Here is a 25,101-nt window from a genome sequence, read left to right on the forward strand (position 1 = left end):
CGACGGTGGGAGACAACGATGGAGTACGTGAAGCTCGGCCGCACCGGTCTGGACGTGTCCCGGATCTGCCTCGGCTGCATGACCTACGGCCTGCCCGACCGCGGCAACCACGAGTGGACCCTCGACGAGGAGGCGTCCCGCCCGCTCCTCCGGCAGGCGCTGGAGGCGGGCATCAACTTCTTCGACACCGCCAACGTCTACTCCGACGGCACCAGCGAGGAGATCGTCGGCAGGGCCCTGCGCGACTTCGCCCGGCGTGACGAGATCGTGCTCGCCACCAAGGTGCACGGCCGGATGCGCCCCGGACCCAACGGCGGCGGCCTGTCCCGCAAGGCGATCCTCACCGAGATCGACCACAGCCTCAAGCGCCTCGGCACCGACTACGTGGACCTGTACCAGATCCACCGTTACGACCACGCCACGCCGATCGAGGAGACGATGGAGGCGCTGCACGACGTCGTCAAGGCGGGCAAGGCGCGTTACATCGGGGCGAGTTCGATGTACGCCTGGGAGTTCTCCAAGGCCCAGTACACGGCCGAGCTGGGCGGCTGGACCAGGTTCGTCTCCATGCAGGACCACTACAACCTCCTCTACCGCGAGGAGGAGCGGGAGATGCTGCCGCTCTGCGCCGACCAGGGTGTGGGCGTGCTGCCGTGGAGCCCGCTGGCCCGCGGCCGCCTCACCCGGGACTGGGGCACGGTCACCGGCCGCAGCTCCACCGACGACTTCGGCAGCACGCTCTACCAGGAGGGCGACCGCGCGATCGTCGAGGCGGTCACCCGCATCGCCGACGACCGCGGCGTCTCCCGCGCCCAGGTGGCCCTGTCCTGGCTCCTCCACCAGGACACGGTGACGGCCCCGATCGTCGGAGCGTCCAAGCCGCACCACCTCGACGACGCGGTGGCGGCGGTCGAACTGCGCCTCAGCGACAAGGAACTGGCGGAACTGGAGCGCCCCTACGGACCCCACCCGATCGCCGGCCACTGAGGGGCCGCCCCCGCGAGCGCGTCACAACCGCGACGTACCGCAGGGCCCCGCCCCCTCGCTCTCCGGCAGGGAGACCCTCTCCCCGCGCATGGTCAACGTCCGGTAGTACCCGCCGATCCGCTCCGCCGACCGTCCCGCGTAGTGCCCGATGAACGACCGCCGGAACCGCTGGGCGGAGCGGTTCGGCCCGGAACCGTGCACCAGGCTCCCGTTGAAGAACAGGACGTCCCCCGGCGCCATGTCGACCGGCACCGCCGCGAGCTCCTCCGGCGGTGCCACGTACTCCCGGGCGAACGACAGTCGCTCGTCCGACTCCTCGGGACAGAACAGGTCCATCCGGTGCGTGCCCGGCACCACCTCGAGGCCCCCGTTCTCCCGGTCGATCGCGTCACAGGCGACCCAGGCGGCCACACAGGTCCCCGGCTCCACCCGCAGATAGAAGTTGTCCTGGTGCAGGGCCTGCCCCCGGGCGCCCGGCGGCTTGAAGTAGAACATGCTCTGCGCGGCCAGCACCTCCTCCCCGAGCAGCCCCTCCAGGATCATCCGCAGCCGCGCGTCCAGCAGGAACCGCCGGGCGAGCGGGCTGATCTCGTGGGGGTGCATCACCCTCGGATAGCGGTGCAGCGGGTCCGCCGTCGGTCCCGGCTCGAAGTGCCCCGGCACGGGCCGCCCGGCCGCGTGCAGCGCCGCGAACTCCGCGCACAGCGCGTCGATCTCGGCCGCCCCGAACAGACCTCTCACGACGGCGAAGCCGTCCTCCTCGAACTGCCGCAGGATGGTGGTGCCGTTGCCCGTGACCGTCATGACCGTCCTCCTCGTTCGGCTCCCCCGGGCTGTCACGCTAGGCGGACGCGCCGGGGGAGAGGATGCCCATGAACGCTGAGGACTTGCCCACAACCGCTGCCCCGGCCCCGCCCCCGGGCACGGTCGTCACCGGCCGCTACCACCAGGAGGCCGGGTACCGGATCAACCGCCCGCAGGGGTCGACCAGTTGGCTGCTCATCTGGACCACGGACGGCGCGGGCCTGGTCCGGCAGGGAGCCGTCCGGACCCGGGCCCGCCCCGGCGACCTGGTCGTCCTCGCGCCCGGCGCCCCGCACAGCTACGCGGTCGACCCCGGCGCCGGCCGCTGGGGCTTCTGGTGGACCCACTGCCGGGCCCGCCCCGCCTGGGTCCAGTGGCTGGGCCCGTGCGCCCTCGGCGACGGCGTGTACGCCGTCGCCGCCCCGGACGGCAGCCACACCCGCATCGAAGCGGCCTTCCAGCGCATACTCACCGACTCCCGCTGGACCGGCACCGGCGCACCACCCGAAGGGGGCGGGGCGATCGCGGGTCCACCGGGGGAGGACCGCGCCGTCGAGGCGGGCGCGGCGGGTGTCGCCGTCGCCCACGGGAGCGCGGCGCGTGAGCTCGCCCTGTGTTCGCTGGAGGAGGTCGTCCTGCTCGCGGTGGCCGGGGCGCACCGGGCGCCGGGCGGTCCGGACGAGCGGGACGGACGGGTCAGGCGCGCCGAGGAGCTGATCGCCGCAGACCCGGGCGCCCCGCACACCGTCGGCACGCTCGCGGCGCGGGTTTCGCTGTCACCGTCCCGGTTCGCCCACCTGTTCACCCAGCAGACCGGCACGTCCCCGATGCGCGCGGTGCGCGAGGCGCGGCTGCGGCACGCCGCCCGCCTGCTGGAGAGCACCGACCTGACCGTCGAGCGGATCGCCGCCGCGTCCGGATTTCCCAGCCCGTTCCACTTCAACCGGGTTTTCCGCGAAAGCCACGGTGTCCCGCCCGGTGCCTACCGTTCCGGTGAACGCCTTTGAATCCACCCATCATTGGTTCCTGAACGCCGGCGGACGGACGGGTGACGCAGGTCGGGACGTGTTCCAATGGTTGGAGTCGTGGTTGCCCGGGTCGGCTGTGAATCCTCGTGGCAATTTCGGCGCCGATACGGTGGCAGGGCCCGAACCCGCTCATTGACGATTCGTCAATTCGGCGCGCCGCCAGGGCACTGCGCAAAACCCGAAGATCCCTTGTTCTGCCCTGCTGGCCTGTGCAAAGGTGTGCCGTGTCGGCATGCGGACAATTGTTTTCTCCCTGCATGCGCGAGGCCGCTCCCGTTCGCCCCCCACGCTTCACAAGAGCTGCCGACGGCGGACATGCGAGCGCCGAACCCCCTACAGGCCCGTCCGGTCATGCTGTCGGCCGGGCCGTGTGCCGGTCGCATACCAGAGGGTATGGACCGCATCCCGCGTTGCGTCTGGAAGGAATGCAGCCGTGAATGACGCAGGCCTGGGGAATTCCCCAACCCCCGCCCGGCCGTTCGACGTCACCGACGAGCAGCTCAGCTCCGAGCTGAAGCAGTGGACCGGTACCGCGCCCGCCCTGCACCCCGTCGGGGAACTGCTCGACCGGCACTGGGAAGCGGCCTTCGCCTACGCCCGTCTGTGCACCGACGGGACGCGCGGCGCGGGCATGCTCACCACCGCCGCGTTCACCCGGCTCTTCGGCGAGTCCCTGCGCCAGGCCGGCCCCACCGCCGCCTGGCGCCCCCAGCTGCTGGTGACGGTCCGCCGCATCGCCGCCGAATGGGACAACGACGGCCGGGGTGAACTCCTGCACCCCGAACTGCGCGCGGGCACCGGCGAGCGGGCCGCCGCGCGGCTGCTGCCGCCCGCGAACCGGCGGCTGCTCTCCCGTGCCTTCCAGCGCCTGACCCAGTCCTCGCGGGCCGTGCTGTGGCACACCGAGGTCGAGTCGGAACCGCTGTCGACGCCCGCCGCACTGCTGGGTTTCGACGAACAGGACGCGCGGGTCGAACTGCGCCGGGCCCGTGAGCGACTGCGCGAGGAGTGCCTCCAGGTGCACCGCGAACTCGCCCACGAGGACGAGTGCCAGCGTTACGTCCGGATGATCGACGTGACCTTCCGGCGCGGCGGGGCGGACGTCGACCGGGACCTCCAGCAGCACCTGAACGGCTGCCGGCACTGCCGGTACACCGCCGACCAGCTCCACCGGTTCAACGGCGGCCTCGGCCTCGCCCTGGCGGAGGCCGTGCTCGGCTGGGGCGCCCGCGGCTACGTGGAGTCCCGGGCCGGCCGCACCGGGGAGGCCGCCGAACCGGCGCCCGTACCCGAGGACGTCGTCGCGGGGGGTGAGGCCTTCGCCCCCGCGGCGGCCGCCGGCAAGGACCTGGTGGTGCACCCCGCCGCCTCCCGGCGCACCCAACAGCGTGCCGCCCGCCGGGCGCGCCGCCGCACCCTCACGGCGGCCGTCGGCACCGTGAGCGGCCTGGTCGTCCTGCCGCTGGTGCTGTGGGCGGTGCTCGGCACCGGCGACGACTCCGGTACGCCCGCGGCCAGGCCCTCGGCCAAGCCCGGCAACGGCAGCTCCACCTCCGGCCCCTCCTGGGCCGGCACCGGCCGGACCACCCAGGGCACCCTGCGCGGCCGGCTGCACAACATCGCCTCGGGCCTGTGCATCGGCGTGGTCGGCAAGAAGGCCGTCAAGGGCGCCGAGACCGAACTCGCCGCGTGCTCGTCGGTCGCCAGCCAGCAGTGGACGTACGAGACCGACGGACAGTTGCGCAACGGCGCCGACCCCGGTCTGTGCCTCGACTCGCACCTCGGGTACTCCGTGCGGCTCGCCCCGTGCTCGGGCGCCACCGGGTCCGGCGCCCGGAGCATCCGCTACGACTTCACGCTGCAGGGCGCCCTGGTGCCCCGCTGGGACCAGGACCTGGCGCTCGCCCCGGCGGCCACCGACGGCGGCGGTTCCCTGGTCGTCAAGACCCGGGCGAACGCCGGCACGCAGCACTGGGTGATGGACACCTCGCAGCCCGACCTGCAGATGCAGATCGTCAACTGGGACGCCGAGACGAGCCCGACGCCGGCCCCGAGCGCGTCCCGGACCCCGACGACCGGGGCCGCCAGGCCCGCCGCGCCGGCCCCCAGCCCCTCGGCGTCACGGACGACCGCACAGCCGACACCGTCGACCACCACCCCCGGTGACAACCCCTGCGCCCAGTACCCGGGTTACTGCTACGGAGGCGGCCAGTACGGCGGTGGCTGGGGCTACGGCAGTGGTCACGGCGGTGGTTACGGCGGTCGGCAGCACCGCTGAGGCGGCGGCCTCAGTGGTGGTGCGGCGGCGCGGGCGGCATGGTCGTCAGGTCCGGCGCACCCTCCGGCCACACCAGCAGCACCGGGCAGGGCGCGTGGTCGACGACGAAGCGGGCCGCCCTGCCCAGGCTGTGCGGCCCGAGCCGGGACCGGTCGCCGTCCCGGGCGACGATCAGCAGACCGGCCCCCTCCGCGGCGGCCACCACCTCCCGCTCGACCCGTCCGGTCCGCTCCAGCCGGGTGCACGGCAGCCCCAGCCGTGCCTCGGCCGCGTCGAGCAGCTCCACCGCGGACTGCCCGCCGAACTCCACCAGCCGCCGCTCCGGGTCCGGTCCCGAGCCCGCCCGGCCCAGCAGACCCGAGAACGCGCCGTGCGCGAGCCCGGCCACCCCCGGCTCGGTCACATGCAGCAGAACCACCTCGGACGCCGCCCGCGCGTGCTCGCGCGCCGCGTCCACAGAGGCCGGCCAGGTCCCCTCGACCAGCCAGACGATCACCCGCATCTCCATGGCCTCCTGTCTGCGTCCTGTCTACACACCGACCACCTGGAGCGCCCCCCACAGTGCCACCACGGCCCCGCACAGCGCGGCCGGCACGGCGAGCAGCCCCAGCCGGGTGAACTCGCCGAGGTCCACGCCGTGGTCGTGCTGGTGCACGATCCTGCGCCACAACAGCGTCGCGAGCGACCCGGCGTAGGTGAGGTTCGGTCCGATGTTCACCCCGAGCAGTACGGCGAGCACCGCGCCGGGGCCGCCGGGCACCGCCAGCGGCAGCAGCACGAGCACCGCCGGCAGGTTGTTGATCAGATTCGCCACCACGGCGGCGAGCGCGGCGACGCCGAGCAGCGCGGGCAGTCCGCTCCCGCCCGGCAGGACGTGCCCGAGCGCGTCGGCGAGTCCGTTGTCGACGACCGCCCGCACCACGATCCCGAGCGCCAGCACGAACGCCAGGAACGCGGGCGACGCCGCCTTCACCACCGTCAGCGGGGTCGCCCGCCGCCGCACCAGCGCACGGCCGGCCAGCACCAGCGCACCCGCGCACGCGGCCCACGCCGGGTCGATGCCCAGCGCCGAGGTGAGCACGAACCCGGCGAGCGTGCAGCCGACCGTCACCAGCGCGAACACCGGCAGCCGGGGCGGCTCGCCGGTGTCCTTCGCACCCGGGGCCGCCGAGGACAGATCCGTGGCGAAGAATTTACGGAACACCAGGTACTCCGCGCCGATGGCCACCAGCCAGGGCAGCACCATCAGCGCCGCGAAGCGGGTGAAGCTCAGCCCGCTGGCCGCGAACGCCAGCAGGTTCGTCAGGTTGGACACGGGCAGCAGCAGCGAGGCGGTGTTCGACAGGTGCGTGCAGGCGTAGACGTGCGGTTTCGCCCGTACCCCGGACCGGGCCGCCGTCGCGAACACCACCGGCGTCAGCAGCACCACCGTCGCGTCCAGACTCAGTACGGCCGTGATCACCGACGCCAGCGTGAACACCGCCGTCAGCAGCCGCACCGGCCGCCCCGCCGACCAGCGGGCCATCCACGCCCCGCAGGCCTGGAACAGCCCCTCCACGTCGCAGAAGTGGGCGAGCACCAGGACGGCGGCGAGGAAACCGACGACCGGGCCCAGCTGCTCGGCCTCCGCCCGGGCATGGTCGAGGGAGATCGCCCCGGTGGCGATCACGATGCCCGCCGCGGGCACGGCGAGCACGGCCTCCGGCAGGCCGCGCGGCCGGATCACGGCCCACGCGAGCACGGCGGCGAGCAGGACGACGGACAGGGTTTCGGCGAGCGGGGTGTTCAGGGCGCGTTCCTCAGGACGTGATCAAGTGCGGCCCGCCCATGAAAGCAGACCGAGGTTACGAGGACCGGTTACCCGCTGCGCCCAGGAATTCTGCCCAGCCGCCCGTCGGCTCCTGCCCCGGGTTCAGCGTGCGCAGCTTGCGCAGCACCGCCGGGTCCTGCGCCTCCAGCCACGCCACCAGCTGCTTGAAGGAGACGAACCGCACGTCGTCGTGGTCGGCCATCCGGCCGATCGCCTCCTCGACGGCGTCCATGTAGATGCCGCCGTTCCAGCGCTCGAAGTGGTTGCCGATGAAGAACGGCGCCCGGTTGGTCGAGTACGCCCGCTCGAACCCGGCGACGTAGCTGTCCCGGGCCTGCGTGCGCCAGGCGTCGTATTGGGCCTTGTCGCCCAGCGGGTTGCCGGCGGACTGGTTGTACATCATGTTGTAGTCCATCGACAGGACCTGGAAGGAGTGTCCGGGGAAGGGTATGGACTGCAGGGGGAAGTCCCAGATGCGGTTGCCCTGCACCTTGCCCGGCCAGATCTGCAGGCCGCCGGGGGAGCTGGCGTCGTACTTCCAGCCGAGCGCGGCCGCGGTGGGCAGCAGGTTGGCCTGGCCCTCCAGGCACGGGGTGCGGCCGCCGACCAGCTCCTTGCGGTAGTCGAAGGGCAGCGGCTCCAGGTCGGTGAAGCCGGTGTTCGTCTTCCACTTGGTGACGAAGTCCACGGCCTGGTCGATCTCGCTGCGCCATTCGGCGGGGGACCAGTTCCGCACGCCGTCCGAGCCGCAGAAGTGCCCGTTGAAGTGGGTGCCGATCTCGTGGCCCTCCAGCCAGGCGGCCCGCACCTGCTGGAGCGTGGCGTGGATGTGCCGGTCGGCGAGGTACCCGATCGCGGAGGCGCCGACCGCGTGCCGCGGCGGGCGGTAGAGGTCCTTCCTGGCCTCCGGCAGCGTGTAGATGCCGGAGAGGAAGAACGTCATCTTCGCGCCGTGGTCGGCGGCCACCTTGCGGAAGCGGGAGAACAGCTGGTTGCTGAGTTCGCCCGCGCCGTCCCAGGAGAACACCACGAACTGCGGCGGCTTGGCGCCGGCCGCGAGGCGGGCGGCCTTCGGCTGGTGGGGCTGGGCCCCGGTGTCGGCGGTGGAGCCGTCGCCGATCAGCTTCAGCGGCCTGGCCGGCGCGCTCCCGTTCGCGCCGCCGTCCTTCACGCCGTCGGCCGAACCGCCGCCGCCCAGCGACCAGTTGCCGTTCGAGCACGCGGAGAGGGCACCCAGGGCCCCCGCCGTCGCGCCCGCCGTCAGCACCCGCCTGCGAGAGATGCCGCCCATGTCCGCCCCGATTCCGTCGTGCCGGCCCCTCGTGGAGCCGCCTGCTGCGTGGTCGTCGGGTTCGATGGGCGGTCCGGCGGAAAAGATCGGAGGCGGCCGCGCGTGTTGCACGTCTGTGACAGTCGTGGCCCGGACATGACGAACCCCGCCGCCCCGGGGGGAGGGGGCGGCGGGGTCCGGTCAGGGGGGGAGGGGGCGGCGGGGTCCGGTCAGGGGGTGGTCAGGCGCCGGTGCCGGCGCTGAACACGTTCAGGCGCACCGCGGAGGAGTTCCCGGACACCGGGACCGGGCCGCCCTTCCACGCCACCTTCAGGGAGTCCTTCTCGTCCGGCGGGGTGACGACCAGCGAGGCGGGGGTCGCCGTTTTGGCACCGCTGATGTCCGGGCTGGAGAAGGTCAGCCCCGCCCAGGCGCTCCGGCCCGGCCCGAGGGTGACCGTCGTCGCGGTGGCGCCGGGCTCGCGCTGCGGATCGGGGCCGAGCTGGGTGCCGGACGCGTCCACGAAGGCGGCGCCGGGATAGCCGCGCACGGTGCAGGTCCGGCCCGACGTGTTGGTGAGCACGATCGGGAAGTTCTCCTGCCCGGCCCCGGGGTCGTTGCGGCCCACCGAGGCGGTCAGCTCGGAGGTGTGGCAGCGGGTACCGGACGCGGTGGTGGTGCCGCCGCCCGTCGATGCCCCGGTCGCCGCCCCACCGGTCGCCGTGCCGGTGTTCCGCGGGGTCGGCGAGGCCCCGGTGCCGTCCGGTGCGGAAGCGGTGCCCGAGCCGGCCGAACCCGCCGAGCCGTCGGTCGCGGGCGCGGCCGTGCCCGACACCGACTCCGGGGACTTGCCCTGACCGCCGTCGCCGCAGGCGGTCAGGAGGCCCAGGGCGGCGGCCGTGCTCGCGAGCAGGGCCGCCCCGCGCCGCAAGGACTGGGACGTGTGCGCCATCTGTCTCACCACTCCTGGATGTCATGGCACGCGTACGGGACGTGCCCCGAGGCGCTCCGTGCGCCGTCCACCCCATCCGATGGGACGAACGGCGGAAAAGTTCGGGGGCACGCCGTGGATTCATCGGGTCAGGTGACCCGCAGCGAGCGGAGTATGCCGTCCGTGGTACTGCTGTCGGCGGCGCCCTTCTGCCGCACCTGCACGTACACCTGGGGCTGGGCGCCCCCGTCGGCCGGACCGAGGGCCGCCTCCTGGATCGAACCGCCCGCGCCGGAGCAGCCGCTCCAGGTCCGCACCCGGCCCTTCCACGAGGTGCCGGTGTAGGTACGGCTGCCCTCGTAGCGGCAGCCCGAGTGGGTCAGCGCGGTCACCTCGGCGGCGACGTCCCCGTGCTCGCTCAGGCCGATGAAGACGCCGTTCACCGCGGTCGTCAGGTCCTGCCACGCGGACACGTCGTCGGCGACCACCAGGCCCGGCTCGTGACCCGACGCCAGCCCCAGGGCCCGCGGGTTCCAGCCGGCGTCCCGCAGTTCGCCCGCCCACCCCGAGGGCACCTCGGCGACCACGCGCCCGGTCGAGTCGGCGACCCGCGTCCGGTCGCCCGCCGTCCCGCCGTGCTGCACCAGCGTGACCGCGGCCGCCGTGCCGCCGGCCGCGAGGACCGCGGCCAGGGTCAGCGTGACCGCGTTGAGCCGCCGGCGGATCCCGTCCAGGCGCCTCGGCCGACGGGCCGCCGAACGGTCCGCCAGCCGGTCCAGCTCGTCCGCGAACGCGTGCGCGGTGGGCCAGCGCCGCTGCCGGTCCGGCTCCAGAGCGCGCATCAGCGCCCGCTGCACGTCCTCCTCGAGGTCCGGCCGCAGCCGGTCGGGCCGCACCACCTGGCCGGGCGCGCCCGGCACGGTCGCGGTCACCAGCTCGTAGCCCACCGCCCCCAGGGCGTAGATGTCGGCGCGGGCGTCGATGCCGGCGCCCGGCTGGGCCTGCTCCGGCGGCTGGTAGCCCGCCGAGCCGGCGGCCAGGGTGAGCCCCGACGCCTGCGCCAGGCTCTTCGCGAGCCCCAGGTCGGCCAGCAGCACCCGACGGGTGCCGTCCGGCGCGGTGCGCAGCAGCACGTTGGTCGGTTTGATGTCCCGGTGCACGATCCCCGCCTCGTGCAGGTCGGCCGCGCCGCGCGCCGCCAGCGCGGTCAGCCGCAGCGCGTCGGGCACCGGCAGCGGGCCGCCGGCGAGCAGATCGGCGAGGGTGCCCGCGTCGGCGTACTCCATCACGAAGTACGGCCGTCCGTCCGGGAGTTCGCCGATGTCGTAGACCTGCACCACCCGCTTGGAGTCGGCCCGGCGCAGCAGCCGCGCCTCGGACAGGAAACGGTCGTGGACGTCGAGACGGTGGGACCAGTTGTCCGCGAGGACCTTCACCGCGACCGGGGCGTCCAGCTGGTCGTCGTGGGCGAGCCAGACCGTCCCGAAGGCACCGGTGCCCAGGCGCCGTTCGAGGCGATAGCGGCCGATCCGCTCCAGGGGTTGCATACGACTATCATGCCTGGCCTGAGATCGACTTCGAGGGGGACCTCCCGTGCCGGACGCCGCGCTGACCGAAGACCTCGCCCGGCGGGCCGCCGCCGGTGACCAGCTGGCCCTGAACCAGTTGCTGACCGAGGTCCGGCCCGACGTCGTACGGCGCTGCGGACGCTTCCTGCCGTGCCGTGAGGACGCCGAGGAAGCGGCCCAGGACGTGCTGCTGCAGATCTCCCGGAAGATCTCCACCTTCGAGGGCCGCAGCAGGTTCAGCACCTGGCTCTACACGGTCGTCGCCAACTGCTCCCGGCAGAAGTACCGGGACCTGAAGCGGCGGGCGGCGGAGGAGCCGGCGGCCATCGAACCCGCCCAGTACGTCGACCCGCGCACCACCAGCGTGATCGCGGGGTCCCGCATCGACCTGCTGGAGGCGCTGGACCGGCTGGAGCGCGAGCACCCGCAACTGGTCGCGCCGCTCGTCTACCGGGACATCTGCCAGCTGGACTACGCCGAGGTCGCGGAGCGGGTGGGGATTCCGCTGGGGACGCTGAAGTCGCGGCTGCACGAGGCACGCAAGCAGGTCCGGCCGTGGCTGAGCGCACCGTGACCTGACAGCACTGAGGGGCCGCATCCGTGCGGCCCCTTTCCCTTTTCAACGTATAGCGCACCGGGGGGCTTGCGGCAAGGCCCCCCTCGTCCCGCAGAATCGCAGGCCGAGATCAGGAACTGCGGTTTTTAGGGGGGTACGGGACATGCGTGTGCTGTTGATGGGATACGGGTCGCGCGGAGACGTCGAGCCGTTGGCGGGACTGGGGGCGGCGCTGCGCTCCCTCGGTGCCGAGGTACGGGTGTGCGCGCCGCCGGACGAGGAGTTCGCGGAGCTGCTGGCCCGCGCGGGCGTGACGCACGTACCGTTCGGGCCCTCCGTGCGCGCCCTGGTGACCAGGCCGAACCCGTCGCCCGAGGACGCCTTCAAGCTCGCGCCCGAGCTGGTCGCCGCACACTTCGACACGGTCGCCCCGGCGGCCGAGGGATGTGACGCGCTGGTGGCGAGCGGGCTGATGCCGGCCGGTGCCCGGTCGGTGACGGAGAAGCTGGGCATCCGGTACGTGTTCGCCTGCCCGCACCCGTTCGGCATGCCGTCCTCGCACTTCCGGCCGGCCGGACGGCCGGGGCGCCCGGCCCCGCCGGACGCCGATCTGCGGACGCTGTGGAAGGTGGACGGCGAGAAGGTGAACGCGCTGTACGGCGAGGCGCTCAACACCCACCGGGCGGCGATCGGCCTGCCGCCCGTCGAGAACGTCCGCGACCACGTCCTCACCGGCCGGGCGTGGCTGGCGGCGGACCCGGTCCTGGGTCCGTGGCAGGACCTCACGGACCTCGACCTCGTCCAGACCGGGGCGTGGGTGCTGCCCGACGAACGTCCGCTGCCCGAGGACCTGTCGGCGTTCCTGGCGGCCGGTGAGCCGCCGGTGTACGTCGGTTTCGGCAGCATGGCGCTGCGCGGCGCGCCGGACGCCGCGAAGGTGGCCGTCGAGGCGGTACGGGCCCAGGGACGGCGGGTGCTCGTCGCGCACGGCTGGGCGGGGCTCGCCGCGGCCGACGACGGGGCCGACTGCTTCGTGATCGGTGAGGTCAACCACCAGGCGCTGTTCCGGCGGGTGGCGGCCGTCGTGCACCACGGCGGCGCGGGCACGACGACGACCGCGGCCTTGGCCGGGACGCCCCAGGTGGTCGTCCCGCAGATCGTCGACCAGCCGCACTGGGCCGCCCGGGTGGCCGAACTGGGCATCGGCGCGGCCCACGACGGCCCCGCCCCGACCGTCGAGTCCCTCTCGACCGCCCTCGCGCAGGCCCTCACCCCCGGGACGCGCACCCGCGCCGCCGAGGTGGCCCGCACGATGCGCACCGACGGGGCGGCGGTGGCGGCGAGGCTGCTGCTGGACGGCGCCTGAACCCGTACGTGCCGTGAACAGGGGGGCGCCGGGCCCCGAGCCCGGTGCGGCCCCTCCACTCCTTCGCCCCCACAGGCTCCTCGCCCCTTCACTCCTCGCCCCTTCACTCCTCGCCCCTCCACTCCTTCGCCCTCCACTCGTGACTCCCGCCGTGTCCCGGCGCCCGCTGTGGGCGCCCCCGGTCGTACCGCCCCTCCATGGAGCTGATGCAGTGACCCCCCTGACCACCCGTGCCTTCGCCCTGCCCGAACGTCTCTCCGCCAAGGCCGACCCGGCACTGATCGCCGGTGACGAGCGGCACTTCGCCGCCGTCGCGGACTGTCTCGCGCAGTCGATCGCGGAGCTGTCCGACCGCCTCGACGCCGAGCTCAGGGCGCCGGGCGGCACCGGGCGGGCCGCGATGGACCGGGACAACGAGGTCCACCGGCTGACCGGGCGGCTGCGCACCCTGCGCCGCTTCGGCCTCGATCTGTGCCTCGGGCACTTCGTCCGCGCCGACGACCCCGAGCCCGTCTACGTCGGCCGGCTCGGTCTCACCGGCGCCGACGGCCGCCGGCTGCTGGTCGACTGGCGGTCCCCCGTGGCCGAACCGTTCTTCGCGGCCACCCACGCCGACCCGATGGGGCTGCGCAGCCGGCGCAGGTACCGCTGGACGGACGGCCGGATCAGCGACTACTGGGACGAGGTGTTCACCGCGGACGGTCTCGAAGGGCATGCCGCGCTCGACGACCAGTCGGCCTTCGTGGCCAGCCTCGGCGCCGACCGGTCACCACGCATGCGCGACGTGCTCGCCACCATCCAGGCCGACCAGGACGCGATCATCCGCGCCGGATCCCGGGGCGCCCTCGTCGTCGACGGCGGCCCGGGCACCGGCAAGACCGTTGTCGCCCTGCACCGCACCGCCCACCTCCTGTACGCCGACCCCCGCCTCGGACACCGGCGCGGCGGCGTGCTGTTCGTCGGTCCGCACCGGCCCTACCTGAACTACGTCTCCGACGTGCTGCCCAGCCTCGGCGAGGAGGGAGTGCAGACCTGCGTCCTGGCCGACCTCGTCGACGAGGGAGCCGGCGCGGCACCCGAGCCCGACCCCGAGGTGGCGCGGCTGAAGGCGTCCGCCGACATGGTGAGGGCGATCGAGACGGCGGTCCGCTTCTACGAGGAGCCGCCCGCCGAGGGGACGACGGTCAGCACCGACTGGGCCGACCTGCGGCTCACCGCCGACGACTGGGCCGACGCGTTCCGCGCACCGGCGCCGGGCACCCCGCACAACGAGGCCCGCGACCAGATCTGGGACGAGCTGGCCGCCATCCTGCTGGACAAGTACGCCGGTGACGACGTCACGCCCGAACAGTTCCGCGCGTCGATCCAGCAGGACGGTGAGCTGGTCGAGACCCTGCACGCGGCCTGGCCCCTGCTGGAGCCGACCGACCTGGTCGGGGATCTCTGGTCGGTGCCCGCCTACCTGCGGATGTGCGCCCCCTGGCTCGGCCCGGACGACGTGCAAAAGCTGCGGCGCGCCGACGCGCAGGCGTGGACGGTGTCCGACCTGCCCCTGCTGGACGCGGCCCGGCAGCGGCTCGGCGATCCGCAGGCGGCCCGGCGCCGGCAGCGGCAGGAGGCCGTCCTCGCCGCACAGCGCGAGCGGATGGCGCAGGTCGTCGACAACCTGATCGGCGCCGCCGCCGACTCGGGTGCCGACGGTGACGACGGCGAGGGCCTGGTGCGGATGCTGCGCGGCGCGGACGCCGAGGTCAGCCTGGTCGACGAGTCCGAACTGCCCACCGCGGTCCCGGACCTGCTCGCCGGGCCCTTCGCGCACATCGTCGTGGACGAGGCCCAGGAACTCACCGACGCCGAGTGGCAGATGCTGCTGCTGCGCTGCCCGTCCCGCAGCTTCACCATCGTCGGGGACCGCGCCCAGGCCCGGCACGGCTTCACGGAGTCGTGGCGCGAGCGCCTCGAACGGGTCGGGTTCGACCGGATCACCCTGACCTCCCTGAGCATCAACTACCGCACACCCGAAGAGATCATGACGGAGGCCGAGCCGGTCATCCGGGCCGTGCTGCCCGACGCCAACGTGCCGACCTCGATCCGCGTCGGCGGGCTGCCCGTCGTGCACGGCGCCGTGTCGGAGCTGGACACGATCGTCGACACCTGGCTCGCCACCCATGCCGAGGGCATCGCGTGTGTGATCGGCGCTCCCGCCCACACCGCCGGCGAGCGGGTCCGCTCGCTGTCCCCGGCGCTGTCGAAGGGACTGGAGTTCGACCTGGTCGTCCTCGTGGACCCGGAGGAGTTCGGCGAGGGCGTCGAGGGCGCCGTGGACCGCTACGTGGCGATGACCAGGGCGACCCGGCAACTGGTGGTCCTCACGAGCGGCGCCTACTAGCTCCCGTCCTGGTCGAGCAGCGACAGCTCGGCCCAGATCGTCTTGCCCTCGGGCGTGTGCCTGCTGCCCCAGCGCTGCGTCAGCTGTGCCACCAGCAGCAGGCCCCGGCCGCCCTCGTCCCAGGTCTTGGCCCGGCGCAGGTGCGGTGCCGTGTGGTTGGTGTCGGAGACCTCGCAGATCAGGGTGGTCAGGTCGTTGATCAGCCGCAGCCGGACGGGGTGGGCGCCGTAGCGGAGGGCGTTGGTGACCAGTTCGCTGACCACCAGTTCCACCGTGAAGGCGGCGGTGCTCAGGTTCCAGACGTCCAGCTGCTCCCCGACCTCCTTGCGGATCCGCGCCACCAGTGCGGGGTCGGCCGGGACGTCCCAGGTCGCCACCCGGGACGGCGGCAGGCTCTGGGTGCACGCCAGCAGCAGGGCCACGTCGTCGGCGGCGCCGCCCGACGGCAGCAGGGCGTGCAGGATCCGGTCGCAGGTCTCGTCCAGGGAGTCGCTGTACGCCGCCAGCGCCTCGTGGAGCAGACGGCGACCGGTGTCCGGATCCCGGTGCCGGGAGGTGATCAGCCCGTCCGTGAACATCGCCAGCACCGTGCCCTCGGGCAACTCGATCTCGGTCGACTCGAACGGCAGTCCGCCCAGGCCCAGCGGGGGACCCGCCGGCAGGTCCACCTCGTGCAGGCGGCCCCCCGGGCGCAGGACGACCGGGAGCGGGTGACCGGCCCGGGCCAGCGTGCAGCGCCGGGACACCGGGTCGTAGACGGCGTACAGGCAGGTCGCGCCGACCTCCCCGGGGCTGCCTTCGCCGCCCTGCTCCTCGGAGAGCCGGAGCACCAGGTCGTCGAGGTGGGTGAGCAGCTCGTCCGGGGCCAGGTCGATGTCGGCCAGGGTGCGCACGGCAGTGCGCAGCCGGCCCATGGTCGCCGAGGCCTGCACACCGTGGCCGACGACGTCCCCGACCACCATGGCCACCCGCAGCCCGGACAGCGGGATCACGTCGAACCAGTCGCCGCCCACCCCGGCGCGGGCTGCGGGCAGATAGCGCGAGGCGGCCCGCAGGGCGGCGGTGTGCGGCAGCGTCCGGGGCAGGAGGCTGCGCTGCAGGGCCAGGGCGGTCTCGCGCTCGCGGGAGAAGCGGCGGGCGTTGTCGATGCAGACGGCGGCCCGCGCGGTGATCTCCTCGGCCAGCAGCACGTCGTCCGCGCTGAACGGGTCGGGCCGCCGGTGCCGGGTGAGCACCGCGACCCCGAGGGTCACCCCGCGCGCCTGGATCGGCACCGCCATCGAGGCGTGCACGCCGAACTCGCGCACCCGCTCGCGGCGCACCTTGTGCCAGGTCAGCCATTTCGTCATGTCGCCCGAGGGCACCGAGGCCACGATCGTACGGCCCGCGATCAGCGAGTCGGCCTGCGGCGAGAAGGCCGGGTACGACTCGGCGTGCCCGGGTTTCAGCACCGCCTCGGGGGTGCCGGGCAGCACGGACCGGTGCGCGGTGCGGCGCAGCGTGACCGGCGCCGACAGCCGCACCGGCAGGTCGGCGCCGGTCTCCGGCGGGTCCAGCAGGTCGACGGTGACGAAGTCGGCGAGCGCGGGGACGCAGACGTCGGCCAGTTCCTGCGCCGTACGGGTGACGTCCAGGGTGCTGCCGATGCGTACGCTCGCCTCGTTGACCAGCTGGAGACGTTCCCTGGCCAGGTAGTTCTCGGTGAAGTCGTGCGCGGCCAGGCACACCCCGCGCACCCGTCCCGCCGTGTCGCTGATCGGCGCCATCCGGGCCAGCCAGGCGTGTGCCAGATCCTCGCCGCCGGTGCGCAGGTACGTCTGGACGTCCAGCGGGCGTCCCGAGGTCAGCACCCGGAGCATGTTCCGCTCCAGTTCCTCGCTCTGCGGCTGGCCGCCGATCTCCACGATCCGCAGCCCCTGGATGTGTTCCTCGGGCAGCCCGATGACCTCGGCCATCGCCTCGTTCACCCGGCGCAGCCGCAGGTGCTCGTCGTAGACGGCGACGGCGCACGGCGACTGCATCAGGACCGCGGTGCCCAGCGGGTCGTCCGGGCCGCGCGGACCGCTGCCGTCCAGCGGGGAGACCACCAGCCAGTGGCCGGGACGCCCGTCGTTCGCCGTGTGGTGGTGGGCGAGCAGCCAGACGGGCAGGGTACGGCCGTCCCGGTGGCGGAGCCCGAGGACGCCGTCCCAGCGGGCGCCGGTGGGCGTGGGCGGTGTGGTGTCAGCGGCGAGCAGCCGCGCTGCGGGCCGGGCCACGACCTCGTCGGCCGGGTGGCCGAGGAGCCGTCGCGCGCCCTCGTTCCACTCGACCAGCGTGCCGCTCTCGTCGATGACAGCCCGGGCCGTCGCCGCATCGTCGAACGGATAGACCCGGCTCATCTCGCCACTCCCAAGCGCACACTCACAGTCAACTGGTGCACCACTGGTGTTCAGGGTAGTGCGTCGGGACCGCCCGCGACCGGCAAGCGGCGGCGCTCGGCCGGGCGGGGCGGCGTGCCGTCCGGGGTGCCGAACGAGGACCGGCCGACGGGACCGCAGGCGCCGCCGGACCCTTCCGGACCCTTGACGGCCGCACATGTCACCCCGTCAGAATCTGTTTGTTCACGATCAGTTGTGAGTAGTTCTGAGCCCTGATGAGGGAGAGCCGCACCATGACGGTCACGCGCAGATCGGTTCTGGCAGCAGCCACGGCAGCCCCCACGGCCGGCGCCCTGCTGGGCGCACCGGGCGCCTGGGCGGCCCCGGGGGGAGGGACGTCCTCGCAGGTCACCGGTCGGCGCACGGTCGCCCTGCGGGACGGCTGGCGCTTCGCGCTGGTCGACCCGGGCGGCATCACCGACCCGACCGGCGCCTACGCCGACGCGGCCGACCCCGGGTACGACGACTCGGCCTGGCGCCAGGTCGCCGTACCGCACGACTGGAGCATCGAGCAGACCCCGACCACCGACCACGGCACCACCAGCGGCACCGGCTTCTTCCCGGGCGGCCTCGGCTGGTACCGGCTGGCCTTCACCCTGCCGCCCGGCTGTGCCGGCAAGCGGATCTCGGTGGAGTTCGACGGCGTGTACATGGACTCGTACGTGTACTGCAACGGCATCCAGGTGGGCCGTCACCCCTACGGGTACACCGGCTTCGCCCTCGACCTCACCGGGCTGCTGCACACCGACGGCAGCACCGAGAACGTCCTCGCGGTCAAGGTGCAGAACCAGCTGCCCAGCAGCCGCTGGTACTCGGGCAGCGGCATCTACCGCGAGGCCCGCCTGGTGATGACCGACCCCGTGCACGTGGCGCGCTGGGGGACGTACGTGACCACGCCGGACATCACCGCCGAGCGCGCGGTCGTACGGGTGCGGACGGCCGTGGTGGACGAGTCCGGCGACGGCACCGACGTCGAGGTGGTCTCCCGGATCGCCGACGCCGACGGCCGTACCGTCACCGGTACCGCCACCACGGTCACGGTGGCCGGCTCCGGCGAGACCACGGAGACGCACGAACTGAGCCTGGAGAAACCCCGGTTGTGGGGTTTCGAGAGCCCGTACCGCTACACCCTGCACACCGAACTGCGGGTCGCCGGCCGTACCGTCGACACCTACCGCACGCTCTTCGGCGTCCGCGGTTTCCGCTTCGACCCCGACGAGGGCTTCTCGCTCAACGGCGTGCACACCAAGATCAAGGGCGTCGACCTCCACCACGACCAGGGCGCGCTCGGCGCGGCGATCAGCGCCGACGCGGTGCGCAGGCAGATGACCATCATGAAGTCGATGGGCGTCAACGCCTTCCGCACCTCGCACAACCCGCCCTCGCCGCAGATGATCGAGGTCTGCGAGGACCTGGGCATCGTGATGATGGTGGAGGCCTTCGACTGCTGGAGGACCGGCAAGACCAGGTACGACTACGGCAGGTTCTTCGACGAGTGGTGCGAGCGCGACGCAACGGAGATGGTCCTGGCCGCCCGCAACTCACCCGCCGTCGTCCTGTGGTCGATCGGCAACGAGATCCCCGACTCCACCTCCACGGCCGGCCTCGCCATGGCCGACCGGATCATCGCCGCCGTCAGGGCCGCCGACGACACCCGCCCGGTGGTCATCGGCTCGAACAAGTACCACGGGGTGCCGTCCAGGGGCTCGGCCGCGGACCTGATGCTGGCCAAGCTCGACGGCCTCGGCCTCAACTACAACACCGCCAGGTCCGTGGACGCGCTGCACGCGGCCTACCCGCGGCTCTTCCTCTTCGAGTCCGAGTCCTCCTCGGAGACCTCGACCCGCGGCGCGTACCAGGAGCCGGAGCACCTCAACACCGGTGAGAACCACACCCCCGGCCGCCGTGAGACCTCCTCCTACGACAACAACCTGGCCTCCTGGACGATGAGCGGCGAGTACGGCCACAAGAAGGACCGGGACCGGAAGTGGTTCGCGGGCCAGTTCCTGTGGTCGGGCATCGACTACATCGGCGAGCCGACGCCGTACGACGTGTTCCCGGTGAAGTCGTCCTTCTTCGGTGCCGTCGACACCGCGGGCTTCCCGAAGGACATGTACCACCTCTTCCGCAGCCAGTGGGTGAGCGAGCCGATGGTGCACCTGGTTCCGATGACCTGGAACCACGAGCCCGGGGACACGGTCGAGGTGTGGGCGTACGCCAACGTGCCCTCCGTCGAGCTGTTCCTCAACGGGAAGTCCCTGGGCGTGCGGGAGTTCGACACCAAGACGACCACCGACGGCCGTACCTACCTGGAGACCACCGAGGCCACCGGGGACGACAAGACCTTCACCACCGGCCCCTACCCCGGCAGTTACACCAGCCCGAACGGGAGCACGGGCAAGCTGCACCTGACCTGGAAGGTGCCGTACCGGCCGGGCGAGCTGCGGGCGGTCGCCCGGCGCGACGGCCGGGTGGTCGCCACCGACGTGCTGCGCACCGCCGGTGCCCCGCACGCGGTACGCCTCACCGCCGACCGCGGGTCCCTCGCCGCCGACGGCCGGTCCCTCGCCTTCGTGACCGCCGAGATCGTCGACGCGCACGGCGTGCTGGTTCCCGACGCCGAGCACCTCATCTCCTTCGGCGTGACCGGCGGCTCGATCGCCGGTCTCGACAACGGCCGTGAGGAGAGCGCCGAGCGCTACCAGGCCGTCACCCGTACCGCCTTCCGCGGCAAGGCGCTCGCCATCGTCCGCTCCGGCACCGAGGCGGGCCGCCTGAGGGTGACGGCGCGCGTGGACGGCCTGCGCGCGGGCACCGCGACCCTGCGCACCACCCCGGCCCACACGGTGGCCGGCACCCCCGCGCCTCAGTTCGGCCCCGACCTTCCGGCGCCGCCGGACCACCCCCACGCGGACGCCAGTTACTCCGGACGCGCGGACACCCTGCCGGCCGCCATGCTCGACGGAGACCCCACCACCGGCTGGTCCAACGCCTTCGCCAAGTCCGCCACCGCCCTGCTGCCCGCGTTCAGCGGTGCCCGGACATCGGACTGGGTGTCGGTCGACTTCGGGCGGACCCGCGCCTTCGACCGGGCCGAGGTCTCCTTCACCGTGGACGCCACCCACACGCTGCCCGCGGCGGTGGAGGTGGCGGTCTGGGACGGAACGGCCTACCGGCCGGTCACCGGTACGGCGGTGGAGTGGGCGACCGCCTCGGACGCCCCGACCGTCGTCACCTTCCCCGCGGTACGGGGCTCCAGACTCCGGCTGACCCTGACCAGCGCCCGTCCCGGGCAGCCCTCGGGGGCGGTGCGGATCAGCAGACTCGACATCTGACGGCGGCGTGCCGTCGGCCCTCCCCGTGGCCGCCGGCCGAGGGCGGGAGGAACGGGGCCGGCGGCCTGTTTCGCGCAGAAGAGCCGCCGTTCTGCGCGGGGCCTTTCGAGGAGGGCCGGTCATCAGTGGACCACCCGGGCCCCGGGGACCGGGAGTGTGCGCGCGGGACCTGTGCGTGCGCGCGGTTCGCACGGGGTGCGCGGAATGGTGAATGCGGCCATGAAGGGGCAATAGCCACCGCCGCCTTTCTGACTTTCTGTCAATGCTGTCGATGTTGTACAGGCGCCTTGTTGCTCGTGTGAGACTTGTGCGAGGGTTAATCATCCACGCGGGGGGTAATGGCCGGGATCAATTCGACAGTTGGGGAACACTGCCGACATCCGGCCGGCGAATTCCCGCCCCCGCCCGCGCACCGAAGAGGTACGCACCACCGCACCAAAGGAACCGTTCAGTGCCCACCCCCCATCCGCCTCGCCCGCCCTATCCGCCGCCGGGCGGTGGTGCGGGGGAGTCCGACGAGTCCCTCGCCGCCCCGCTGCGAGCCGGCTCCGACATCGAGGCCTCCCGGTCCGCCGCGCTCCTCATGGCCCGGCACTGGCGGCCCGTGCAGGAATACGCGGTCATCTGCCTGGCCGCCTCCGGGCCCGTCGCGCACATGGTCGCGGCCGCCGCCTTCCACCAGGTCCTCGACCGGGTGGCCCTCGGTGAGACGGCCGACGCGATCCGGCCCCGGCTGCTGCTCTCGGTCCGTGACACGGTCGCCAACTGGTCCGCCGAGGACCGAATAGCCGAGGTTCTCCCCGACCTCGGGAAACCGGCCGGTGGTCGCGGTATGCGCGCCACCAAGCCCACCGCGCCGGAAAACCGCGCCCTCGCGGAGCGTTCATTCCTGGGCCTTCCGGCGCTCGCCCAGAGCCTGCTCTGGCACAGCGAGGTCGAGGCCGAGCCGATAACCGTACCCGCCGGTCTGTTGGGCATGGACACGACAACGGCGTCGGCGGCGCTGGAGGACGCCCGGGAGAAATTCCGGGAAGGCTGTGTCCGCGCGCACCGCGATCTCGCACCGTCCCAGGAGTGCCGCTACTACAACCGGCTGCTCGACGTTCCGATCCGTCGTGGCGGCGCCCTGCTGCCGGACGTCCAGGAGCACCTAGCCCAGTGCCCCTACTGCCGGGCCGCCGCCGAGCAGCTCGGGTTCGTCGAGGACGGCCTGGGACTGCTGCTCGTCGAGGCGGTACTCGGCTGGGGGGCCCGCCGCTACCTCGACTCACGTCCGGGACGCAAGGGCAGCGAGGTGGAGCCGCTGACCCGCGCCGCCCGGCGCTCCGGAGGGGGCGGCCGGCGGCGCGCCGCGGCCCGCACCCGGATCCTGGCCCGCATCCCGGTGCGCCGCCCGCCCGGCCCCTGGTCCTCGAAGACACTGCTGACCAGTGTCGGAGTGGCCGGTGCCGGACTGCTGGCCTCCGTCCTCGCCGTCAGCGCCCTGTCGGGCGGCGGCGACGGCAGCGACGCCGTCGCGACCGCGGGACTGGTGCCCGGCGGCACCGACCCCGAGGCGACGCCCGACGCCACGCCCACCTCCGGGACGGCCGGGCTGCCCGCCGCCGACCACGCGACCCGGCTGCGCAACGCCGCGGCCCAGCTCTGCCTCGACATCAACGGCGAGCCGAAGGCCGGGGCGAGCGTCGTGCTCGCGGTGTGTTCCACGGCCAACACCCAGCAGTGGACGTTCGAGAGCGACGGGGAACTGCGCAGCGTGGCCGGCGACGGCCTGTGCCTGGACTCGCACGCGGACGCCGGGGTGGTCATCCTCGGCACCTGCGCCGAGGCCGACGCCGGCCGCGGCAAGGACGTCCGCTACGACCTGACCACGCAGGGCGAGCTGCTGCCCCGCTGGGACGAGACCCTCGCCCTCGCCACGGCCGGTGTGAACCCCGGTGACGACATCGTGGTCAAGGTCCGCGACCGCACCAGCAGCCAGCGCTGGCTGACCGACGCACCGGCACCGTCCCAGAGCCCCGGCTCGCTCTCCGTCGCCGGTTCGGGCGGCCCATCGGCACGGCCTGCTGAACTGACCGGGAACTAGGGCGGGTTGCGTCAGGCGACGTGCGCCGCCTGACGGGCAGACGCCTATCGTCGCGGCCGGCGCGGTGATCAGGACCCGCGCCGTGCGCGCCGCCGCCGGATCCTCGCCGGCCGACCCCACGACGGTGCCGTGGACGTCGGCGGGATGGCGGCGAGGGCGTTCCCGGGAGCGCTCACGCGGACTCCTCGACCAGGTCGGCCGCGCTGATCGCGGCGGGGGTGGAGTGTCCGGACAGGGCGAGGGTGAGGTCGAACTCCGCGAGCAGCGAACGGATCACGTGGTCCACGCCGGCCTGTCCGTCGAGGCCCAGGCCGTAGACGTAGGGCCGTCCGAGCAGCACCGCCCGGGCGCCGAGCGCGAGCGCCCTGAAGACGTCGTCCCCGGTGCGCACCCCGCTGTCGAAGAGCACGGTCAGCCGGTCGCCCACCGCCTCGGCGACCCGCGGCAGCGCGTCGACCGCGGCCACCGAACCGGCCACCTGACGGCCGCCGTGGTTGGAGACCACCACCCCGTCCATCCCGGCGTCGGCGGCGAGCCGGGCGTCGTCCGGGTGCAGCACGCCCTTGAGGACGATCGGCCCGTCCCAGTGCTCCCGGAGGAAGGCGAGGTCGGGCCAGGTGTGGCTCGGGTCGCCGAACAGGCCGAGGAAGTGCAGCACGGCCGCGTTCGGGTCCTCGTGCACCGGTTGGGCGAGCCCCGCCAGGAACGCCGGGTCGGTGAAGTAGTTGGCGGTGCCCACCCCGTGCAGGAACGGCAGGTACGCCTGGTCGAGATCGCGCGGGCGCCAGGAGAGCAACGGCGTGTCGAGCGTGACGACCAGCACCGAGAACCCGGCGGTCCGCGCCCGCGCGAGGAAGCTCTTCGTCACCTCGCGGTCCCTGCCCCAGTACAGCTGGAACCACCGCTCGGCGTCCCCCATCGCCTCCGCCACCCGCTCCATCGGCGTGCTGGAGGCCGAGGACAGGATGAACGGCACGCCCAGCGCGGCGGCGGCCCGGGCGGCGGCCGGCTCGGCGTCCGGATGCATGATCGACAGCACGCCGACGGGCGCCAGGGCCAGCGGGGCCGGCAGCGGGCGTCCCAGCACCTCCACGGCGAGGTCCCGCTCGCCGACGTCCCGCAGCATCCGCGGCACGATCCGGCGCCGCGCCAGGGCGGCCCGGTTGGCGCGCAGGGTGGAACCGTCGCCCGCGCCGCCCGCCACGTAGCCGACCGGGCCGGGCCCGAGCCGCCGCTCGGTCAGCTCCTCCAGGCGGGTCAGGTCGGTGGGCAGCCGCGGGACCGCCCCCGTCATCCCGTTGAGATAGATCTCGTACTGGAAGTCCGCCCAGTGCTTCGCCATCCGTACGTCCCGCCTCTCCACGTCGAGTACGCGCCGTGGCGACCGTACTCGACGGTATGTGCGGGTCGGACTCCGGTGCGCCGGGAGCGGAAGCGGAATGTTTCAGGACGATTAACGAGGCGAGGGGATTCGGCCATCCGGCCGCTTCGAGCGATCAAGAACCGCTCCGTTGAGCGGTCGACGCGTTCGATTTCCGTGACTTCGCGCCACTGATTCAATACGCAAGGTTACTCAAACCCGTGGGTTCGATGTGTGTTTCGGCGGCGGAGTCGGCAGAGTGGCGCCCGCCGCCCCGGCACCCACCGGGCCGAGGGCGGCACCCGTCGAATCGAGCGGAAGGATGCACACAATGCGAACCACCGCGCGCTGGGCAGCGGCCCTAGGCCTCACGGCCGCCGCCGTCTGCGGACCCCTGACCGGGGCCGCCGTCGCCGCCCCGAGCTCGCTCTACGCCCCCTCGGCCCTGGTGCTCACCACCGGCCACGGCAGCGACGCGGCCACCGCCACGCCCGAGCGCGCGGTGACCCTCACCTGTGCGCCGGCCCCCTCCGGCACCCACCCGGCCGCCGCCCAGGCCTGCGCCGAACTGCGCGGCGCCGGCGGCGACTTCGACGCCCTCGCGCCCAGAAGCGACGTGTGGTGCACCAAGCTCTACGACCCCGTCGTGGTCACGGTCGAGGGCGTCTGGCAGGGCAAGCGCGTCTCCTACGAGCACACCTTCGGCAACGCCTGCATGCGGGACGCCTACGGGGCGAGCGTCTTCGCCTTCTGAGACCCGGGATCGCACGGTGCTCGTGCCTGCCGAACAGGTCCGTAACTGGGGAGTGCGGCCTCTGGAGCGGGGAACCTGCGATCTCGCACCGGGGGCGGGCGGGCGGAGTGGGGCCGCCCGCCGCCTCCGGCACCACCGCCGCTCCCCGGCGCTCCCGTC

General features: G+C 73.3%; 17 protein-coding genes. 9 read left to right on the forward strand and 8 right to left on the reverse strand.

Translation table 11 applies throughout. The features are described from left to right. The first annotated feature begins 18 nt into the window (after positions 1 to 18). Positions 19 to 987 (forward strand): aldo/keto reductase, encoded by a 969-nt coding sequence (locus tag AB0958_RS31945; RefSeq protein ID WP_366893955.1) that lies wholly within the window; start codon positions 19 to 21, stop codon positions 985 to 987. Between the two features lie 21 nt (positions 988 to 1,008). Here the strand turns inward: AB0958_RS31945 and AB0958_RS31950 are convergent, their stop codons facing one another. Continuing rightward, positions 1,009 to 1,791 carry a phytanoyl-CoA dioxygenase family protein gene (locus AB0958_RS31950; RefSeq protein ID WP_366893956.1) on the reverse strand — a complete coding sequence of 261 codons (783 nt, stop codon included), beginning with the start codon at positions 1,789 to 1,791 and terminating at the stop codon, positions 1,009 to 1,011. A gap of 68 nt (positions 1,792 to 1,859) precedes the next feature. Between AB0958_RS31950 and AB0958_RS31955 the strand changes: the two genes are divergently transcribed. Continuing rightward, entirely contained in the window at positions 1,860 to 2,798 is a 939-nt protein-coding gene (locus AB0958_RS31955) for a helix-turn-helix domain-containing protein (RefSeq protein ID WP_366893957.1), read from the forward strand. A gap of 454 nt (positions 2,799 to 3,252) precedes the next feature. Beyond that, positions 3,253 to 5,097, forward strand: a complete 1,845-nt coding sequence (locus AB0958_RS31960) for an RICIN domain-containing protein (protein WP_366893958.1) — start codon at positions 3,253 to 3,255, stop codon at positions 5,095 to 5,097. A gap of 10 nt (positions 5,098 to 5,107) precedes the next feature. Here the strand turns inward: AB0958_RS31960 and AB0958_RS31965 are convergent, their stop codons facing one another. The 5 genes from AB0958_RS31965 to AB0958_RS31985 form a co-directional block, all read right to left on the reverse strand. Next, positions 5,108 to 5,599 (reverse strand): universal stress protein, encoded by a 492-nt coding sequence (locus AB0958_RS31965; protein ID WP_366893972.1) that lies wholly within the window; start codon positions 5,597 to 5,599, stop codon positions 5,108 to 5,110. Between the two features lie 27 nt (positions 5,600 to 5,626). Continuing rightward, positions 5,627 to 6,886, reverse strand: a complete 1,260-nt coding sequence (locus AB0958_RS31970) for an arsenic transporter (RefSeq protein ID WP_366893973.1) — start codon at positions 6,884 to 6,886, stop codon at positions 5,627 to 5,629. A gap of 55 nt (positions 6,887 to 6,941) precedes the next feature. Then, the gene (locus tag AB0958_RS31975; RefSeq protein ID WP_366893959.1) at positions 6,942 to 8,198 is read right to left on the reverse strand and encodes a hypothetical protein; all 1,257 of its coding nucleotides are present in this window, start codon (positions 8,196 to 8,198) and stop codon (positions 6,942 to 6,944) included. A 220-nt stretch (positions 8,199 to 8,418) separates the two neighbouring features. Then, positions 8,419 to 9,129: a DUF4232 domain-containing protein gene (locus tag AB0958_RS31980; protein WP_366893960.1), complete on the reverse strand. Its 711-nt coding sequence runs from the start codon at positions 9,127 to 9,129 to the stop codon at positions 8,419 to 8,421. Positions 9,130 to 9,257: 128 nt separating this feature from the next. Next, entirely contained in the window at positions 9,258 to 10,655 is a 1,398-nt protein-coding gene (locus tag AB0958_RS31985; protein ID WP_366893961.1) for a serine/threonine-protein kinase, read from the reverse strand. A 46-nt stretch (positions 10,656 to 10,701) separates the two neighbouring features. Between AB0958_RS31985 and AB0958_RS31990 the strand changes: the two genes are divergently transcribed. From AB0958_RS31990 to helR, 3 genes are all read left to right on the forward strand, one after another. After that, a complete protein-coding gene (locus AB0958_RS31990) occupies positions 10,702 to 11,250 on the forward strand; it encodes an RNA polymerase sigma factor (RefSeq protein WP_366893962.1) in 549 nt (182 codons plus the stop codon). Positions 11,251 to 11,395: 145 nt separating this feature from the next. After that, positions 11,396 to 12,598, forward strand: coding sequence for a glycosyltransferase (locus tag AB0958_RS31995; protein ID WP_366893963.1), 1,203 nt, complete (start codon positions 11,396 to 11,398; stop codon positions 12,596 to 12,598). 211 nt (positions 12,599 to 12,809) lie between these two features. After that, a complete protein-coding gene (gene helR / locus AB0958_RS32000) occupies positions 12,810 to 14,987 on the forward strand; it encodes an RNA polymerase recycling motor ATPase HelR (protein WP_366893964.1) in 2,178 nt (725 codons plus the stop codon). On the opposite strand, the gene AB0958_RS32005 is transcribed toward helR, so the two are convergent. Further along, positions 14,984 to 17,368, reverse strand: a complete 2,385-nt coding sequence (locus AB0958_RS32005) for a SpoIIE family protein phosphatase (protein ID WP_366893965.1) — start codon at positions 17,366 to 17,368, stop codon at positions 14,984 to 14,986. The genes helR and AB0958_RS32005 overlap by 4 nt on opposite strands. A gap of 272 nt (positions 17,369 to 17,640) precedes the next feature. Between AB0958_RS32005 and AB0958_RS32010 the strand changes: the two genes are divergently transcribed. Both AB0958_RS32010 and AB0958_RS32015 read left to right on the forward strand, forming a co-directional pair. After that, a complete protein-coding gene (locus AB0958_RS32010; RefSeq protein ID WP_366893966.1) occupies positions 17,641 to 20,742 on the forward strand; it encodes a glycoside hydrolase family 2 TIM barrel-domain containing protein in 3,102 nt (1,033 codons plus the stop codon). A gap of 451 nt (positions 20,743 to 21,193) precedes the next feature. Continuing rightward, the gene (locus AB0958_RS32015) at positions 21,194 to 22,828 is read left to right on the forward strand and encodes an RICIN domain-containing protein (RefSeq protein ID WP_366893967.1); all 1,635 of its coding nucleotides are present in this window, start codon (positions 21,194 to 21,196) and stop codon (positions 22,826 to 22,828) included. Between the two features lie 172 nt (positions 22,829 to 23,000). Here the strand turns inward: AB0958_RS32015 and AB0958_RS32020 are convergent, their stop codons facing one another. Beyond that, positions 23,001 to 24,170, reverse strand: a complete 1,170-nt coding sequence (locus tag AB0958_RS32020) for a lactate 2-monooxygenase (protein ID WP_366893968.1) — start codon at positions 24,168 to 24,170, stop codon at positions 23,001 to 23,003. Between the two features lie 349 nt (positions 24,171 to 24,519). On the opposite strand from AB0958_RS32020, the gene AB0958_RS32025 reads away from it, so the two are divergent. Further along, on the forward strand, positions 24,520 to 24,942 hold the full coding sequence (locus tag AB0958_RS32025; RefSeq protein ID WP_366893969.1) for a subtilase-type protease inhibitor: 423 nt from the start codon (positions 24,520 to 24,522) through the stop codon (positions 24,940 to 24,942). The last annotated feature ends 159 nt before the right edge of the window (positions 24,943 to 25,101 follow it).

Source organism: Streptomyces sp. NPDC006655, assembly GCF_040703965.1.
In the GTDB taxonomy this organism is placed as follows: Bacteria; Actinomycetota; Actinomycetes; order Streptomycetales; family Streptomycetaceae; genus Streptomyces.

Coding starts and splice junctions, on each gene's coding strand:
- AB0958_RS31945 (WP_366893955.1), top strand. CDS start 19: ATGGAGTACGTGAAGCTCGGCCGCACCGGTCTGGACGTGTCCCGGATC.
- AB0958_RS31950 (WP_366893956.1), bottom strand. CDS start 1,791: ATGACGGTCACGGGCAACGGCACCACCATCCTGCGGCAGTTCGAGGAG.
- AB0958_RS31955 (WP_366893957.1), top strand. CDS start 1,860: ATGAACGCTGAGGACTTGCCCACAACCGCTGCCCCGGCCCCGCCCCCG.
- AB0958_RS31965 (WP_366893972.1), bottom strand. CDS start 5,599: ATGCGGGTGATCGTCTGGCTGGTCGAGGGGACCTGGCCGGCCTCTGTG.
- AB0958_RS31975 (WP_366893959.1), bottom strand. CDS start 8,198: ATGGGCGGCATCTCTCGCAGGCGGGTGCTGACGGCGGGCGCGACGGCG.
- AB0958_RS31980 (WP_366893960.1), bottom strand. CDS start 9,129: ATGGCGCACACGTCCCAGTCCTTGCGGCGCGGGGCGGCCCTGCTCGCG.
- AB0958_RS31985 (WP_366893961.1), bottom strand. CDS start 10,655: ATGCAACCCCTGGAGCGGATCGGCCGCTATCGCCTCGAACGGCGCCTG.
- AB0958_RS31995 (WP_366893963.1), top strand. CDS start 11,396: ATGCGTGTGCTGTTGATGGGATACGGGTCGCGCGGAGACGTCGAGCCG.
- AB0958_RS32005 (WP_366893965.1), bottom strand. CDS start 17,368: ATGAGCCGGGTCTATCCGTTCGACGATGCGGCGACGGCCCGGGCTGTC.
- AB0958_RS32010 (WP_366893966.1), top strand. CDS start 17,641: ATGACGGTCACGCGCAGATCGGTTCTGGCAGCAGCCACGGCAGCCCCC.
- AB0958_RS32020 (WP_366893968.1), bottom strand. CDS start 24,170: ATGGCGAAGCACTGGGCGGACTTCCAGTACGAGATCTATCTCAACGGG.
- AB0958_RS32025 (WP_366893969.1), top strand. CDS start 24,520: ATGCGAACCACCGCGCGCTGGGCAGCGGCCCTAGGCCTCACGGCCGCC.